This is a genomic window from Sphingobium sp. MK2 (genome assembly GCF_040170545.1).
GTDB lineage: Bacteria > Pseudomonadota > Alphaproteobacteria > Sphingomonadales > Sphingomonadaceae > Sphingobium.
In genome coordinates this window covers 29,125-43,940 of sequence record NZ_JAZDXA010000004.1, presented here as the reverse complement: position 1 = coordinate 43,940, position 14,816 = coordinate 29,125, and the positions used below count along the sequence as shown (strand labels likewise).

The window sequence follows — 14,816 nt, the reverse complement described above, 5'->3', positions numbered from 1 at the left end:
CGCCATGCCCGACAACATCCTTCCCGCCGAACTCGTCGACCTCGCCGAGCGCGTCATCATCGCCAACCGGCGCGCAGGCCGCACCGTCGCCGTGGCGGAAAGCTGCACCGGCGGACTCGTCTCGGCGGCACTCACAGAGATTGCGGGGTCATCCGACGTATTCGAGGCAGGTTTCATCACCTATTCCAACGATATGAAGGTCGAACTTCTCAAAGTGTCTCAGGATGTGCTGGAAACCTTCGGCGCCGTCTCGATCGCCACCGCCTGGGCCATGGCCCAAGGCGCGCTCAAGCAAAGCCACGCCCATGTTGCCGTCGCCATCACCGGGATCGCCGGGCCGGGCGGCGGCACAGAGCAAAAGCCGGTCGGCACGGTCGTCTTCGCCCGCGCCGAACGGGGCGCGTCGGCGGACAAGGTCGTCGCTGACATGCGGCATTTCGGCGATACCGGACGCGGCGGCGTCCGGCTTCAGGCAGCGCTATGCGCGCTCGAACTGCTACTGCCCGAACCCTCGGCACCATAAAGCGCCGCAGCGCGGGTTTCGAACGCACCGATCATCTTGCGCAACGCCCGGTCGAACACCTGGCCTGCCAGCATTTCGAACAAGCGGTTCTTGAATTCGAACTCGACCTCGAAGTCTACCAGTACCCCGCCCTGCCCGTCGTCGCGAAAGCGCCATTCATTGTGCAGATGCTTGAGCGGCCCGTCCATATAATCGACCCGGACATGGTCCGGGCGATGCTTGTGAACGCGCGACGTGAAGCTTTCCTTGATCCCCTTGAAGCCCACGATCATGTCGGCAACCATGTCCGCTTCGCTGTCCGATCGCACACGGATCGCACTGACCCAGGGCAGAAATTCAGGATAGGCCGCAACATTGGATACCAGGTCGAACATCTGGGTCGGAGTGTAGGGCAGATGGCGGGTTTCGCTATGCTTGGGCATTGAGAATTCAGGCCTTCACAGCCGCTTTGGCCAGTTTCGCTTCGCGCGCCGCGCGCATCTGTGCGAAATCCTCGCCGGCATGATAGCTCGACCGAGTCAGCGGACTGGACGCCACCTGCAGGAAGCCCTTGGCCCGTGCGATCGCGGCATAGCTGTTGAACGCCGCTGGCGTGACGAACTCCATCACCTTGGTATGTTTGGGCGTGGGCTGCAGATATTGGCCCATGGTCAGGAAGTCGATGTCGGCGGATCGCATATCGTCCATCACCTGATGCACTTCCAGCCGTTCTTCGCCCAGGCCCAGCATGATGCCCGACTTGGTGAAGATCGACGGATCAAGCCGCTTGACCGACTCCAGCAGCCGCAGCGACGCATAATAGCGCGCACCGGGCCGGATCGTCGGGTAAAGGCGCGGCACCGTCTCCAGATTATGATTATAAACGTCCGGCCGCGCGGCAACGATCATCTCGACCGCGCGCTCATGCTTGTTGCGGAAGTCCGGGGTCAGTATCTCGATCGTCGTGTTGGGCGTCGTCCGGCGCAGCGCTTCGATCACCTTGACGAATTGCGACGCACCGCCATCGGGCAGATCGTCGCGATCGACCGAAGTGATGACGATATGCTCCAGCCCCATCTCCGCCGACGCATCGGCCAGATTCTGCGGCTCATTGATATCGACCTTGCGTGGCATCCCCGTCTTGACGTTGCAGAAAGCGCAGGCCCGCGTGCAGACATCGCCCAGGATCATGACGGTCGCATGCTTCTTCGACCAGCATTCGCCGATATTGGGACAGGCCGCTTCCTCACATACCGTCGCCAACCCCTTGTCCCGCATCAGCTTGCGCGTCTCATGATAGGCGGGGCTGGTCGGCGCCTTGACGCGGATCCAGTCAGGCTTGCGCATACGCTCCGGCTGGCCGGGCACGGGGATGGGGGCGATGTCGTTCATTGGCCCCAGATAGCGATGCAGGGCCGGTCTTGCCAGTGCTGATATTGTCGGGCACACCCCGTCGCATGACTGACTTTACCGACATGCTCGCAGGCTATCGCCGCTTCCGTGAAACCGGATGGGCGCAACAGCGCGGCCGATGGGATGAATTGAACGAGGGGCAAAGCCCCCGCGTCATGGTCATCGCCTGTTCCGACAGCCGGGTCGATCCGACGCAGATTTTCGACAGCAGCCCCGGCGAAATCTTCGTCGTCCGCAACGTCGCTGCCCTCGTGCCCCCGTTCGAAACAACGCCCGGCCATCATGGCGTATCGGCGGCGCTGGAATTTGCGGTGCAGGTGCTCAAGGTCGGCGAGATCGTCGTCATGGGCCATGGCAAATGCGGCGGCTGCAAGGCCGCTCTCAGCCATGATCTGAAAGATGCGGAACCGGGTGAAGGCGGCTTCATCCATGCCTGGATCGAACTACTCGACGACGCACGTGAAACCGTGATGGCCAGCCATGGCAGTGTGAGCGGTCGCGACGCCGAACGCGCGATGGAACAGGAAGCGGTCAAGGTCAGCCTCGCCAACCTGCGCACCTTCCCCTGCGTTCGCTCCAAGGAGCGCAAGGGCGAATTGAAACTCGTCGGTGCCTTCTTCGCCATTTCCGATGGCCAGTTGCACGTCATGGACGACCAAAGCGGAATTTTCTCGCCCGCCTGAAAGGACTGATAGCATGGCGTCGACACGCGATGGCAGCGGCAATATCGCCCTGCTGATAGACGCCGACAATGCGTCCGCTGCGCATTTCGATCCGGTGATGACCGTCCTGGCCGAACTCGGCACGGTCAATATCCGCCGCGCCTATGGCAATTGGAGCAAGACCACGCTCAAGACCTGGGCGGCGCTCTCTGTCGCGCAGGCGATCGAGCCGCAGCAGCAGTTCGATCTGACCAAAGGCAAGAACGCCACCGACATGAAGATGACGATCGACGCCATGGACCTGATGGCGTCGGGCCGGGTCGATGGCTTTGGCCTGATGTCGAGCGACAGCGACTTCACCCCGCTCGTCACCCGCATCCGGCAGCAGGGCATCCCGGTCTATGGCTTCGGCTCGGTCCAGACACCCGAAGGCTTCCGCCGCGCCTGCACCCGCTTCATCGACGTTGCTGCGTTGGCAGCGGCCGAAGTGCCGTTGGCCAAGCCGGTCGCCAAGAAATCGCCATCGCCCGCCAGCAAATCGCCGCCAGCCGTCGAGAAAATCACGCCTGCAAAGGCCGACACAGCCAAAGCCGCGCCACCCGCCCCGGTAGCGAAGAAAGCCGTGGACGAGGAAGTCATCAAGCTTCTGATCGACGCCTATGGATCGGTCACCCGCGACGAACGCGGGTTCGTGCGGCTGGGATCGGTCGGCCAACTGGCCGGCAACCGCTCCAGCTTCGACGTGCGCAATTATGGCTATAAGCGCCTGTCTGACCTGGTGCAGGACATCCCCAATTTCATCTCGGAAACGCGCGAAGGCGGGCAGGTCTGGATCAAGCGGGTCAATTGATCCGCTCGACGGAAAGCGGCTACGCTATCGACAATCCCAAAAAAAGGGCCGGTCTTCGCAAAGACCGGCCCGTAAAGTTTTAGGAGAGGATGCCTGAAAGGCACCGTCTTCCTGCATTGATAGCGGTATCATAACAAGTGCAAAGCGATGGTTTGCGGTTGCAAATGTTGCAACCGCAATGGAATCAGGCTTCGCCCCAAATGGCTTGTGCCGTCTGTACGACCAGTTCGAGCTTCGCCCGCTGCTCATCCGGCGTGATCGCGTTGCCCTCTTCGGTGGAGGCAAAGCCACATTGGGGCGCGATGCCGAGCTGGTCGATGTCGGCATATTTCGCCGCTTCCTCAATCTGCCGTTTCAAGCCATCGATCGGCTCCAGATCGGGCACCTTCGTCGTGATGAAGCCCGGATAGACCCGCTGCTTGCCCTTGGCCAGGAAGCGCAGCGGCTCCAGACCTCCGGCCCGCTCGCTGTCATATTCCATGAAGAACAGATCGACGCCGGTCTGATTGAAGATGGCATCGGCCGCCAGATCATAGGCCCCTTCGGCCGCCCAGGTGGAGCGGAAATTGCCGCGGCACATATGCATCCCGATCAGCATGTCGGCGGGACGATCCTTGATCGCATCCTGCATCATGCGGGCATAGGCGGTGATCAGCCAGTCAGGATCAATGCCTTCGGCCACTTTCTGCGCACGATGCTTGGGATCGCAAAGATAGGCGAAGAAGATATCGTCCATCTGCAGATAGCGGCAGCCCGCATCGTAAAAAGCCTGAACCGCCTTGGCGTAGGTCGCGGACAAGTCCGCGAATAGCGCGCCGAGATCGGCATATTCGGGCACGCGAATATCTTCCTTCGCGGTCCGAAAATGGCAGCAGCTTGGGCCAGGGATCGAAATCTTGGGCGTTACGCTGGTCGTTTTCGCCAGAAACCGAAAATGGTCGAGCATCGGATGGTCCGCTGGAAAGTCCAGCTTTCCCGTGATGACGGGGAAGGTCGGCCGTAATTTGACGCCGTGAAATTGCGCGCCCTCTTCCGGGTCACGCTGTTCCAGGTCGAAGCCGGTAAGACCGCCCATGAAATCATAATGCCAGAAGGACCGCCGAATTTCCCCGTCGGTCACGACCTTCAGACCGACGGATTCCTGCATCTTTACCGCTTCGACGATCCCGGCATCTTCGATCGCGGTCAATTCCGCGCGGGAGATGCTCCCTTCTTCGAAAAAGGCCTTTCGGGCAGCGGTAACGGCAGCGGGCCGCAACAACGAACCGACATGGTCGGCACGGAACGGAGGAGTAGAGTTGGTCATCGTCAAAAATCCATACTACGCGATTATCGGGTCAGCTTCTTATAGGCGAGGCGCGTTGGCCGGTCGGCCGCATCGCCCAGACGGCGGCGCTTATCCTCTTCATAGGCTTCGAAATTGCCTTCGAACCATTCGACATGGCTGTCGCCTTCGAACGCCAATATGTGGGTGGCAAGCCGATCGAGGAAGAAGCGGTCATGGCTGATCACCACGGCGCAGCCCGCGAAATTTTCGATCGCCTCTTCCAGCGCGCCCAGCGTTTCGACGTCGAGATCGTTGGTCGGTTCGTCGAGCAGCAGAACGTTGCCGCCCTTTTTCAGCATCTTGGCGATGTGGACGCGGTTGCGCTCACCACCCGACAGCTTGCCGACATTCTTCTGCTGGTCCTGCCCCTTGAAGTTGAAGGCACCAACATACGCCCGCGTTGACATGTCATGGCCATTGACCTTCACATAATCGAGACCGTCGGAGATTTCCTCCCAGACATTCTTGCTTGGGTCGAGATGATCGCGGCTCTGGTCGACATAGCCCAGCCGAACCGTCGTGCCGATATCGACCTCACCGCTGTCCGGCGTTTCCTGCCCCGTGATGATCTTGAACAGCGTGGATTTACCCGCGCCGTTCGGCCCGATCACGCCGACGATGCCGCCCGGCGGCAGCAGGAAGGACAGGTCTTCGAACAACAGCTTGTCGCCATAGGCTTTGCTGATGCCCTTGAACTCGATGACCTTGCCGCCCAAGCGCTCTGGCACCTGGATGACGATCTGCGCCTTGCCGGGGCTGCGATTATTCTGCCCTGCGACCAGTTCCTCGAACTTCTTGATACGCGCCTTCGACTTGGTCTGACGCCCCTTGGTGCCCGCCCGGATCCATTCCAGTTCGTCGTTGATCGCCTTCTGGCGGCCGGTGGCCTCGCGGTCCTCCTGCTCCAGGCGCTTGGCCTTCTTCTCCAGATAGGTGGAGTAGTTGCCTTCGTAGGGGAAATATTTGCCGCGATCGAGTTCGAGGATCCAGCCCACGACATTGTCGAGGAAGTAGCGGTCATGGGTGATCATCAGCACCGCGCCCGCATATTCCTTCAGGTGATTTTCCAGCCAGGTGACGCTTTCGGCATCCAGATGGTTGGTCGGTTCGTCCAGCAGCAGGATGTCGGGCTTCTGGATCAGCAGCCGGGTCAGCGCGATCCGGCGCTTTTCACCGCCCGACAGATTTTCGACCGACAGGTCGGACGGCGGACAGCGCAGCGCTTCCATCGCGATTTCAAGCTGATTGTCGAGCGTCCAGCCATCGACCGCGTCGATCTGCTCCTGCAACGTGCCCATTTCCTCCATCAGCGCGTCGAAATCGACGTCTTCGGGCGGATCGGCCATGATGTTGCTGATCTCGTTGAAACGATCCATCTTGTCCGCAATCTCGCGGGCGCCGTCCTTGACGTTTTCCAGCACATTCTTGTTGGGGTCGAGCTGCGGCTCCTGCGCCAGATAGCCGACCGTGATATTCTCGCCCGGCCAGGCCTCACCCGAAAAATCGGTGTCGATTCCTGCCATGATCTTGATCAGGGTCGATTTACCTGCGCCGTTCGGCCCGACGATGCCGATCTTGGACCCGCGATAAAATTGCAGGTTGATGTTGCTCAACACCGGCTTGGGCGCGCCGGGGAAGGTCTTGGTCATGCTCTTCATGACATAGGCATATTGCGAGGAGGCGGACATGGCTGCTGCAGCTCCGAATAAAGACAGAGAGAGGATTTGGCGCGGAGTTAGCGGAGGCGGGACGCATTGGCAAATGGGTGATGGCCAGCTACGCTCCCATCCATGCAGAAAATCCGATCGGGCACGCTGGCCGCCCTCCTCCTTGGCAGCGCTTTCACCCCTACCCTCTCCCTCGCCGCCCCGGCAGATAGCGCCGCGATTCGCGAAGCGGCGCTCAAGGACGACGTCGCCTGGGACTTTACTGAAGGGCTGACCACCGAAGTCGGGCCGCGCCCCGCTGGCACGCCGCAGGAGGAGCGGGCGCGCGACTGGGCGGTCGCCAAGCTCAAGGCGCTGGGGTTCAGCAATGTGCGGGCCGAACCCTATACCATGCCGGTGTGGGTGCGCGGGCGCGACGAAGCGAAAATCCTCTCGCCCTTCCCGCAAAATCTGGTGCTGGCGGCGCTTGGCAATAGCGGATCGACCACGGACAAGGGGATTACCGGCGAAGTCGTCTATTTCCCGACCCTCGCCGATCTGGAAGCGGCCCCCGACGCGAGCCTGAAGGGCAAGATCGCCTTCGTCAGCCACGGGATGGAGGCGACGCAGGACGGCTCCTCCTACGGCTATTTCGGCGCAGCGCGTCGGCAGGGGCCGAGCATCGCCGCCAAAAAGGGCGCGATCGGCATCCTCATCCGCTCGATCGGCACTGACCATCACCGCATGCCCCATACCGGCGTCCAGATGTGGGCCGATGGCGTGACGCCGATCCCGGCCGCGGCGCTCTCGGTGCCCGATGCCGAGCAACTTGCTCGCGTCATTGCGCGCGGGCAGCCGGTGAAGCTGCACCTCACCCTGACATCCAAGATGCTCAAGGATCAGCCATCGGGCAATGTCATCGCGGAAATTCCCGGTAGCGATCCGGCGTCAGGCGTCGTCGTCGCGGCCTGCCACCTCGACAGTTGGGACCAGGGCACGGGCGCTATCGATGACGCCAGCGGCTGCGCCATCGCGGCAGCATCGGCCCTGCATGTCGCGAAAGCAGGCCAGCCCCGCCGCACCATCCGCATATTGATGGCGGGCGCGGAAGAGGTCGGCGGCGACGGCGCGCGCGCTTATTTCAAAGCGCACGGTGCAGAAAAACATGCGCTGGCGATCGAGTCCGACTTCGGGGCCGATCGCATATGGCGCGTCGATTTCAAGCTGCCGCAAGGGCATGAGGCGCTGGCGACGCAGGTCGCGGCGGCGCTCGCGCCACTCGGCATCGGCGCAAGTAAGCAGGAGGCTGGCGGCGGCGCGGATATTGCGCCGCTGGTGCGGGCGGGCGTGCCGGTGATCGACCTGAAACAGGATGGCACGCGCTATTTCGACCTGCACCACACGCCCGACGATACGCTCGACAAGATTGACCCTGCGCAATTGCGCCAAAATGTCGCGGCATGGGCCGTCACACTGAACCTTATCGCCAATGCATCAGAATCCATGGGCGTTAACTGAACTTTTATTGTAGACAACACCCCGTCGCGTGATTCTGTCGCTTCACCGACGCAGAAAAGCATTGATTTGTGCAGCGCACACGTTAATGCGGGTCGCTCGCGTAGGGTCACATTATAAAGTGGCTGACGCGGCAAAATGCTATGGGAGCCGTACACAATGAAGAAGATCGCTGTAGTTTTCGCTTCGGCCAGCCTGATGGCTCTCGCCGCTTGCGGTGAGACCCCGGCCAACGAAACCGCGAACGCTTCGAACGCCGTGGTGGAAAACGTCGTTGACGACGCGATGAACGCCTCGGACAATGCCATGAATGCCGCCAACGCTGCCGACGACGCTGCGATGATGGCAAACAACGCCGCGAACGCGATGTAATCTTCGCGTCAGCGAGATTTCCGAAGGGCGGGCCGTCAGGTCCGCCCTTTTTGTTTGTAAGTCGATTGACGGCACGCACATTGGGCCGCTAAGGCGCATCGACGTCGGGGAGTAGCGCAGTCTGGTAGCGCGCCTGCTTTGGGAGCAGGATGTCGCAGGTTCGAATCCTGTCTCCCCGACCACTTAGCTTACATGATGCGCTGCACGATGATCCAGGCGGGCAAAGCCGCCAGCGCCAGGAACGTCCCCAACGGGACGCGCGCACCGGCCGCCTTGGCCCGGCCCATCACCAACATCACCAACAGGCCCGTCACCGACGCGATCAGCAGGATGAAGGGCAAGGCCTGCCAGCCCAGCCATGCACCGAGCGCGCCCAACAGCTTGGCATCCCCCAGGCCCAGCCCGTCCCTCCCCCGCACCGCACGATAGCCCAGCGCGATAGCGAGCAGCGCGCCATAGCCCGCCCCCGCGCCAATGGCGCGATCAACAAGCGCAACGTCGCTCGCCCACAAACCGATAGTGAAGCCCAGAAAGGCCAGCGGCAACGTCAGCGCATCGGGAAGCCAGAAATGTCGCCAGTCCAGCACCGCGAGCGTCAACAGCAACCAGCCGAACACAGCCCAGCCGATACCGCCCAGATTGGGCATCGCGCCCAGCGCCAGCGCGCCAATCACGGCGCACCCCGCTTCGACCCGGCCATGCAACGGGTCGATCGCTGCACCACAACTGCGGCATCGCCCGCGCTGCGACATCGCGCTGAACAACGGTATCAGATCCCGCGCGCCCAGAGTCCGCCCACACCCGTCGCAGGCGGATCGCCCGCGCATCACGCTGCGTCCCTGCGGCCAGCGCAGAATGAGCGTGGCAAGAAAACTCCCGACGATCGCACCCGCCAGCCCGCCAACCACCACCGCTACCGGATGGATCACAATGTGCCTTCGACCTTGAGCAACTGCGCATTGCCGACGGTCGTAAAGCCCACCTGTCCCAATGTCCCGGCCAGCGTCGGATCGGCCGTCTCGACGCGCATTTCCGCCGTGTAACGGCCCGATCGCCAGATGCGCAGGGTCAGCTTTTCCATCCCCGACTGGCTGAGCAGTGGCAACAGCATGGCGTCGTCATCGCAGCTTATGACGCCCGACAATCCCTGCGTCAGGTTGAGGCCCGGAAATTGCCCCGCCATCCGCGCGCGCACGCGCCCCTCGGCATGACCACAGCGATCCCCTGCAAAATAAGCGCTGACATCCTCCAGCAACAGACTGGCCACCGGCAGCGGCGCAAAGGTGCGGCCAAGCGGCACCGCGCCCGTCACATCGTCGATGCCGATCCGGCCGAAGCCGACCGTCAAAGCGCCGCCAATATCGTCAGCCAGGCCGTTCCGCCGCTCTATGTCGAAGCGCGCCCGGCCGGTCAGCAGGGCAATGGGCGACAGGCCAGCGCGCACGCTGCCCATCGGAATCTCGCCCAGCATCAATTGGTCAATCCGTCCGCTCCACACCGTGCCCCGCACTTCCCGTGCAGCGACACCAAGTCGCTCCAGCCCGGCAAGGCCAAGCGCAACCCGCATCGGCAGGAAAATAAGCAAACCCAGCGCCAGCGTGACGAGAAGGATGATCCGCATCCGACGCGACAGGGTCAGCCCCATCATTGTCCATCGCCTCGTGCGAGAACGGCTTGCACCGACACGCTGCCCGCCGTAGGCGCAGGCCGCGCGCTCATCGTATCGACGCGCACGCCTTGGGCTTCCAGCGTGGCGAGCCAGCTGAACAGCGCCACCGGACGAACCGAGGCAATCGCGATGTCCATCCGGTCCGCCCCTTGTGCCTGCGCCCGTTCCAGCGTCAGTCCCGCCTCGCCCGCGCTCTGCCCAACCAACTGATCAATCGGCGCGCTTGGCCCTGCCGCCTGCGCATTGCGCGGCAAGGCTTTCAATTGCTTGACCGCGGCGCGCACCGCCGCATTGCGGTCGGTCGCGGCGCGCAATTCATCGCGCGCTGCGGTCTGTGCCCTGTCAAGCGGCACCGCCACCCCGAACCACAGGGCCACGGCCGCCAGCAAAGCGAACATCACGCCCAGCATCACCTGTTCGCGCGGCGAGCGTTCGGCCCAAAGGCTTTTCATCCGTTCCATCATGACCGCACCGTAATATCCGCCAGCGTCCGCCCGCCGGCATCCTGTGAGGGCGTGGCCGTGATCGTGAAACCCGCGGCCTGAAGCGCGAGCAACACGATGTTGATGTCATCCGCCTTCGCCGAAGCCAGCGTCGCACGGACCATGCCGTCCGGGTCACGCGACAGGCTGGTCAGCGCGACGCCCGGCGCATCCTGCATCGCGCTGAGCAACGCCGCGACAGGCGCGGTAAAGGCGCGCCCGCCCGCCCCGCGAGCCGCAAGTTGCCCTTCCATCTCGGCCAATGCCTGCGCTGGATCACTCGCACCGGGCAGCACTTGCTGCGCCTGCGCCAGACTGTCCGAATCCAGGCGGCTGGCCTCGGCATAATTTTTCGCAATGCCGATGAGCGCGATCAACACGCTCGCGAGCAGGATCAGTCCACTCCAAAGGGCAATCCGTCCGACCACCCGTCGATCAATCGACCGCCGCACCCGCTTGGCAAAATCGCCCTGGCGCAAGTCGAGCGGCGGATTGTCGAGCGCGGCAATGGCGCGCCCCTCGATCAGGCCGGGCGATATATCCACAATCGGCGCATCACCGATCATCACAGGCAGGGCCATGTCGTCCGTCAACGCCATGTCCATGCCGCGCAATATCACCGTATCGCCGACGGCGCCGCGAACAAATCCGCTGTCCGGTTCGGGCAGCAGCAGCGCGGCGGGCACCATCACATCCGGGTCCAGCCCATGATGCTGCGCCCAGAGCAGCCAATGCTGCATATCGGCGCGGCTGGCGAGCGCGATAATATGCGGCCGGGCTGGATCGTCATTGCCGCACGACACAGCGAATAGCTGGTCCGGCGGCGCAATGCCGCTGGCCAGCGTGGCGATCCGCGCCGCCGCTCGACCTTGACGCACCGGCAACTCAGGATGGGCAATCCAATGCAGCGCCACCAAAGCGGCAGGCGGCACCAGCATGATCCGGGTCTGATCGGGCAAGGCGGTTATGCCACATGCCGCGAGCCAGTTTGTGCCTGTGCCCGACTGCACCAACGCAGCGTCGATGACCCGCATCCAGCGTGGCTCGGCTCCCGCCGCTTCTGGCAGAAACAGGATGAGCGCATCGCGCATGCTCATGCGCCCGCGCCCCAGGTGCGCCGGACGATTGTCGCCGGGCTTTCCCGCGCATCAATCAGCGCGCGCTCCACCATCTGCGTTCCCCCGACATTCACTGCCACGTCCACTTCGAAAAACCTCGTCGTCAATTTGACCTGTTCACTCACGCCTTGTCCCGGCGACAAACCGGCGAGGGAGGGCAGTTTCCAGAATTGCACCGTGCTGCCGTAGCCGTCCGTCGGCCGCTGCGCCAGCAATTGCCGTGCCTGCGCAACCGACAATTCGCCCGGCAACAGCATGGCGAACAAGGGTGCCTGCGTTGGCAGCAGCGTATTGATGTTGATTGGCGACAAATCCGTGACCGGCAATGCGCATATCCATGGGCGAACCAGGTCATAGATGGCAGGTGTTACACCGTTGACCGCGCGCAATTCGCTCGCGTCGACCATCAGGCGGTTCGCCGCGCGATAGGGGCGCGACGCCTGCGCATAGGTTTCGTCCTCCGCACCGCCCGGCTGTGGCGCGCTGTCGCTATCAATCCAGTCGGCAAGGCCAGCCGCAGCCGCTTGCGCTTGTCGTGTCTCGACGCCAAGCGCCTGTAGCAGGGCCTGAAATTGTGCCACGCCGATCGGGCGGACCTTTAGACTGGCCTCACTCTCGCCCGTGACGACGCTATTCACATTGAAACAATTGCCGCCATCGGTGACTCGTGCGGTCGCAATGCCGCCGGGAACGGGAATGCTTTGCGGCGTTCCCATCCAACCGCCCGCCAGCGTGATCTTGGCCGGATTGGCGGCGACCAGATCGCCGATGCGCATCCGGGCAATCTGCGTCCCGGCGTCGGCATAGGCTCGCGCCTGATCCATCGCGCCGCCATTACCCGTCATCCGCGTGGCCAGCGCCACCCGTTCAAGCGCGGTTGCGGCAACGACCGACATGACGGCGACCAGCAGCAATACAGTGAGCAATGCCGCGCCGCGTTCGCTGGGCTTGTGGGGATCAGGCATCGGGTGTGCCTTCGACAATCGGCTTCTCGACCGGGCCGGGCGCAACCAGAAAGCGCAAGGTGAGGGGCGGTTCGCCGGTACGGGTAAGCACCATCTCCACTGCGCGCGGCAGCAGGTCAGGCTGCGTCGGCGTCCAGTCGTCGCGCCATTTGCCCTGCGCATCGCGAAATTTCAGCGCTACCGCCTCGACATTGTCCAGCAGCGCGGCGGGTTCATCCCCGGCCGCACCGTCCAGTTGCGTATAGCCGCGACGTTCCAGCCGCCCCTGCCGCACCCAATATTCGATCTTTTGCAGCGAAGGCCGCGGCAAATCGCCCAGATTGTCCCATCCGCCGCGCACGAACTGCATCACCGGCTGGCCTTCGCCTTCCCCATTTGCCCAGAAAGCCGGCGCAAGCGTGCCGCTCTCCGTGCGGGTGATGCGCGGCACCGCCTGCCCCAGATCGCCCGCCAGCGCCCCGCCTGCCCGCTGGACGGCGGCCATATCATCCAGCCGCGCCTTGATCTGCGCCTGCGCCGACACGCTATTGCCGAGCAGCAGGACGCCCGCGCTCGCCAGCATTGCAAAGATCATCAGCGCGACGAGCAGTTCAATGAGGGTGAAGCCGCGTTCATTAGCTTGGACCTTGCCCTGACTTCCTCCGTTCGTTTCGAGCGAAGTCGAGAAATGCCCAGCGCGGTGCCAGACGTTTCTCGGCATGTTCGAAACGAACGGATGGTAGTTTACGCGACCGGGCATCACTCCACCACCCGCACAAAGCTCAACACCACCGGCGAAGCGCCCGGCTGACCATCTACCGTCAGGTCCACCTGCAACAGCCGCTGATCGTCGGTCGGCTTGACGATCCGGTGCCAACGCCAGTTCCGCCCGCCATTGGCGACTGCCCCCTCTTCTTCCCCGACAGCGGGCGGCAAAGGATCGCTCTGCACCTCCACCATCAGGTTGCGCGCAACGATCTGCCCCAAGGCCTTGCTGTCCAGATCAGCGGTCGTGCGCAGGGTCACCCCCTGCAACCGCACCAAAGCCAGCGCCGCCAGACTGAACACCGCCAGCGCGACGAGCATCTCTAAAAGCGTAAAGCCGCCCTCACATTTTCCGTCACCCCGGACTTGATCCGGGGTCCAGGGCGCAAAGCGCTGCCCTCTATCGCCCTGGATGCCGGGTCCAGCCCGGCATGACGGTGAAGGGGATGGCAGATTACCCACCGACCATGACCTTCCCGGCCATATCGACCGTCACCGACACCCGCTCGCCTTCGCGCGCGAGCGTGACGGTCAACGGATCGGTCGGCAGCCCCGTGCCATCAAAGCTGATCTGTTGCCGCCCGTCCTTGCCCACCAACGCGCGCGTGCCGCCTTTCCAGTTGGCGGTGACGAAGGGCTTGTCCTCCAGCGGCACCCATCGCCCATCCTCGCGACGTTGAAAGCCATAGCCCGACGCCGACACCCACAATCCCATGGGCGCAGCCGTGACGACCGCTTCGTCGCGCGCGGCGGCAACGCGCGCGGCGAAGCGATCGGCATCCTCGATCACGCGCCCGCGTGGATCAGGAATGGCAAGCACCACGGCAGCCGAAATGAAGCCGATGATCGTCAGCACGACCATCAGTTCGACCAGCGTAAAGCCCTGTTGGGCGGAACGCATCAAGGGCGTGAAGCCCTGCTCATTCCATCCGTTCGTTTCGAGCGAAGTCGAGAAACGAGGCAGAGCCGAGTTCAGCGAAGCTAAACGCTTCTCGACACGCTCGAAGCGAACGGTAGATGAGTTACATCTCGCTGGAATGAATATCCGCATTTTCCGCTTCCCCGCCCGGCTGTCCATCCGCGCCCAGCGAACTGATGTCGAACGCCCCCTTGCGTCCTGGGACCGTATAGATATAGGCGCGGCCCCAGGGATCATCAGGCAGCTTCTTGATATAGCCGCCACGACGGTAGCGCTGCGGCTGGGCCAGGGATGCGGGAGGATTGAGCAGCGCCTGCAACCCGTCGGACCCGGCAGGATAGGTCAGATTGTCGAGCCGATATTGCTCCAGCGCCTGTTCGATCGTGGAGATGTCGGCCTTCGCCTTCTCGACCCGTGCGGTGTCGGTCGCCGGAATGACGTTGATCGCCACTATCGTCGCCAGCAGGCCGATGATGACGATCACCACCATCAGTTCGACCAGGGTAAAGCCCTCTTCACCCCGCCTACTATCTCCGTTCGCCCTGAGCCTGTCGAAGGGCACTCCTATTGCTGAAAAGAAAAAAAGGGCTTCGACACGCTCAGCCCGAACGGATTTTAGCGTAAACATATTC

17 protein-coding genes, 1 tRNA gene and 1 pseudogene are annotated in these 14,816 nt (G+C 62.9%); 6 read left to right on the top strand and 13 right to left on the bottom strand.

Going from position 1 to position 14,816, the window contains the following annotated elements; translation table 11 throughout:
- Positions 1–4 precede the first annotated feature (4 nt).
- Positions 5–523 carry a CinA family protein gene (locus V2I08_RS03095; RefSeq protein WP_069066707.1) on the top strand — a complete coding sequence of 173 codons (519 nt, stop codon included), beginning with the start codon at positions 5–7 and terminating at the stop codon, positions 521–523.
- Here the strand turns inward: V2I08_RS03095 and V2I08_RS03090 are convergent.
- Together V2I08_RS03090 and lipA are read right to left on the bottom strand one after the other, a co-directional pair.
- The gene (locus tag V2I08_RS03090) at positions 469–945 is read right to left on the bottom strand and encodes a type II toxin-antitoxin system RatA family toxin (protein WP_037472214.1); all 477 of its coding nucleotides are present in this window, start codon (positions 943–945) and stop codon (positions 469–471) included. The genes V2I08_RS03095 and V2I08_RS03090 overlap by 55 nt on opposite strands.
- A 7-nt stretch (positions 946–952) precedes the next feature.
- On the bottom strand, positions 953–1,894 hold the full coding sequence (lipA, locus tag V2I08_RS03085; protein WP_349633863.1) for a lipoyl synthase: 942 nt from the start codon (positions 1,892–1,894) through the stop codon (positions 953–955).
- 65 nt (positions 1,895–1,959) lie between these two features.
- Between lipA and V2I08_RS03080 the strand changes: the two genes are divergently transcribed.
- Positions 1,960–2,598 carry a carbonic anhydrase gene (locus V2I08_RS03080; protein ID WP_349633862.1) on the top strand — a complete coding sequence of 213 codons (639 nt, stop codon included), beginning with the start codon at positions 1,960–1,962 and terminating at the stop codon, positions 2,596–2,598.
- 13 nt (positions 2,599–2,611) lie between these two features.
- Positions 2,612–3,427 (top strand): NYN domain-containing protein, encoded by an 816-nt coding sequence (locus V2I08_RS03075; protein ID WP_349633861.1) that lies wholly within the window; start codon positions 2,612–2,614, stop codon positions 3,425–3,427.
- Positions 3,428–3,611: 184 nt separating this feature from the next.
- On the opposite strand, the gene V2I08_RS03070 is transcribed toward V2I08_RS03075, so the two are convergent.
- Positions 3,612–4,733: a 5-methyltetrahydropteroyltriglutamate--homocysteine S-methyltransferase gene (locus V2I08_RS03070; RefSeq protein WP_333974842.1), complete on the bottom strand. Its 1,122-nt coding sequence runs from the start codon at positions 4,731–4,733 to the stop codon at positions 3,612–3,614.
- Between the two features lie 23 nt (positions 4,734–4,756).
- Positions 4,757–6,442, bottom strand: a complete 1,686-nt coding sequence (gene ettA, locus V2I08_RS03065; protein WP_037472204.1) for an energy-dependent translational throttle protein EttA — start codon at positions 6,440–6,442, stop codon at positions 4,757–4,759.
- A gap of 102 nt (positions 6,443–6,544) precedes the next feature.
- Here ettA and V2I08_RS03060 point away from each other — a divergent pair, with 102 nt between their 5' ends.
- The 3 genes from V2I08_RS03060 (at position 6,545) to V2I08_RS03050 (ending at position 8,469) form a co-directional block, all read left to right on the top strand.
- Positions 6,545–7,918 carry a M20/M25/M40 family metallo-hydrolase gene (locus V2I08_RS03060; RefSeq protein ID WP_349633860.1) on the top strand — a complete coding sequence of 458 codons (1,374 nt, stop codon included), beginning with the start codon at positions 6,545–6,547 and terminating at the stop codon, positions 7,916–7,918.
- 156 nt (positions 7,919–8,074) lie between these two features.
- Complete coding sequence (locus V2I08_RS03055) at positions 8,075–8,287, top strand: hypothetical protein (protein ID WP_349633859.1); 213 nt, start codon at positions 8,075–8,077, stop codon at positions 8,285–8,287.
- 105 nt (positions 8,288–8,392) lie between these two features.
- Positions 8,393–8,469: transfer RNA gene (locus tag V2I08_RS03050), tRNA-Pro, on the top strand.
- Positions 8,470–8,475: 6 nt separating this feature from the next.
- Here V2I08_RS03050 and V2I08_RS03045 read toward each other — a convergent pair.
- The 9 genes and pseudogenes from V2I08_RS03045 to gspG form a co-directional block, all read right to left on the bottom strand.
- Positions 8,476–9,216, bottom strand: coding sequence for an A24 family peptidase (locus V2I08_RS03045; RefSeq protein WP_349633858.1), 741 nt, complete (start codon positions 9,214–9,216; stop codon positions 8,476–8,478).
- Positions 9,213–9,935, bottom strand: a complete 723-nt coding sequence (locus V2I08_RS03040) for a type II secretion system protein N (RefSeq protein WP_349633857.1) — start codon at positions 9,933–9,935, stop codon at positions 9,213–9,215. Before V2I08_RS03040 ends, V2I08_RS03045 begins: the two co-directional genes overlap by 4 nt.
- A complete protein-coding gene (locus V2I08_RS03035) occupies positions 9,932–10,420 on the bottom strand; it encodes a type II secretion system protein M (protein ID WP_349633856.1) in 489 nt (162 codons plus the stop codon). Before V2I08_RS03035 ends, V2I08_RS03040 begins: the two co-directional genes overlap by 4 nt.
- A complete protein-coding gene (gspL, locus tag V2I08_RS03030) occupies positions 10,417–11,535 on the bottom strand; it encodes a type II secretion system protein GspL (protein ID WP_349633855.1) in 1,119 nt (372 codons plus the stop codon). The genes V2I08_RS03035 and gspL overlap by 4 nt, the downstream gene beginning before the upstream one ends.
- The gene (gene gspK, locus V2I08_RS03025) at positions 11,532–12,521 is read right to left on the bottom strand and encodes a type II secretion system minor pseudopilin GspK (protein ID WP_349633854.1); all 990 of its coding nucleotides are present in this window, start codon (positions 12,519–12,521) and stop codon (positions 11,532–11,534) included. The genes gspL and gspK overlap by 4 nt, the downstream gene beginning before the upstream one ends.
- Entirely contained in the window at positions 12,514–13,221 is a 708-nt protein-coding gene (gene gspJ / locus V2I08_RS03020) for a type II secretion system minor pseudopilin GspJ (protein ID WP_349633853.1), read from the bottom strand. Before gspJ ends, gspK begins: the two co-directional genes overlap by 8 nt.
- 38 nt (positions 13,222–13,259) lie before the next feature.
- Positions 13,260–13,610: pseudogene (gene gspI, locus V2I08_RS03015) on the bottom strand (type II secretion system minor pseudopilin GspI); the annotation flags it as partial.
- Between the two features lie 109 nt (positions 13,611–13,719).
- Complete coding sequence (locus tag V2I08_RS03010; RefSeq protein WP_310222217.1) at positions 13,720–14,166, bottom strand: GspH/FimT family pseudopilin; 447 nt, start codon at positions 14,164–14,166, stop codon at positions 13,720–13,722.
- Between the two features lie 121 nt (positions 14,167–14,287).
- Positions 14,288–14,812 (bottom strand): type II secretion system major pseudopilin GspG, encoded by a 525-nt coding sequence (gene gspG / locus V2I08_RS03005; protein WP_349633852.1) that lies wholly within the window; start codon positions 14,810–14,812, stop codon positions 14,288–14,290.
- Between the last annotated feature and the right edge of the window lie 4 nt (positions 14,813–14,816).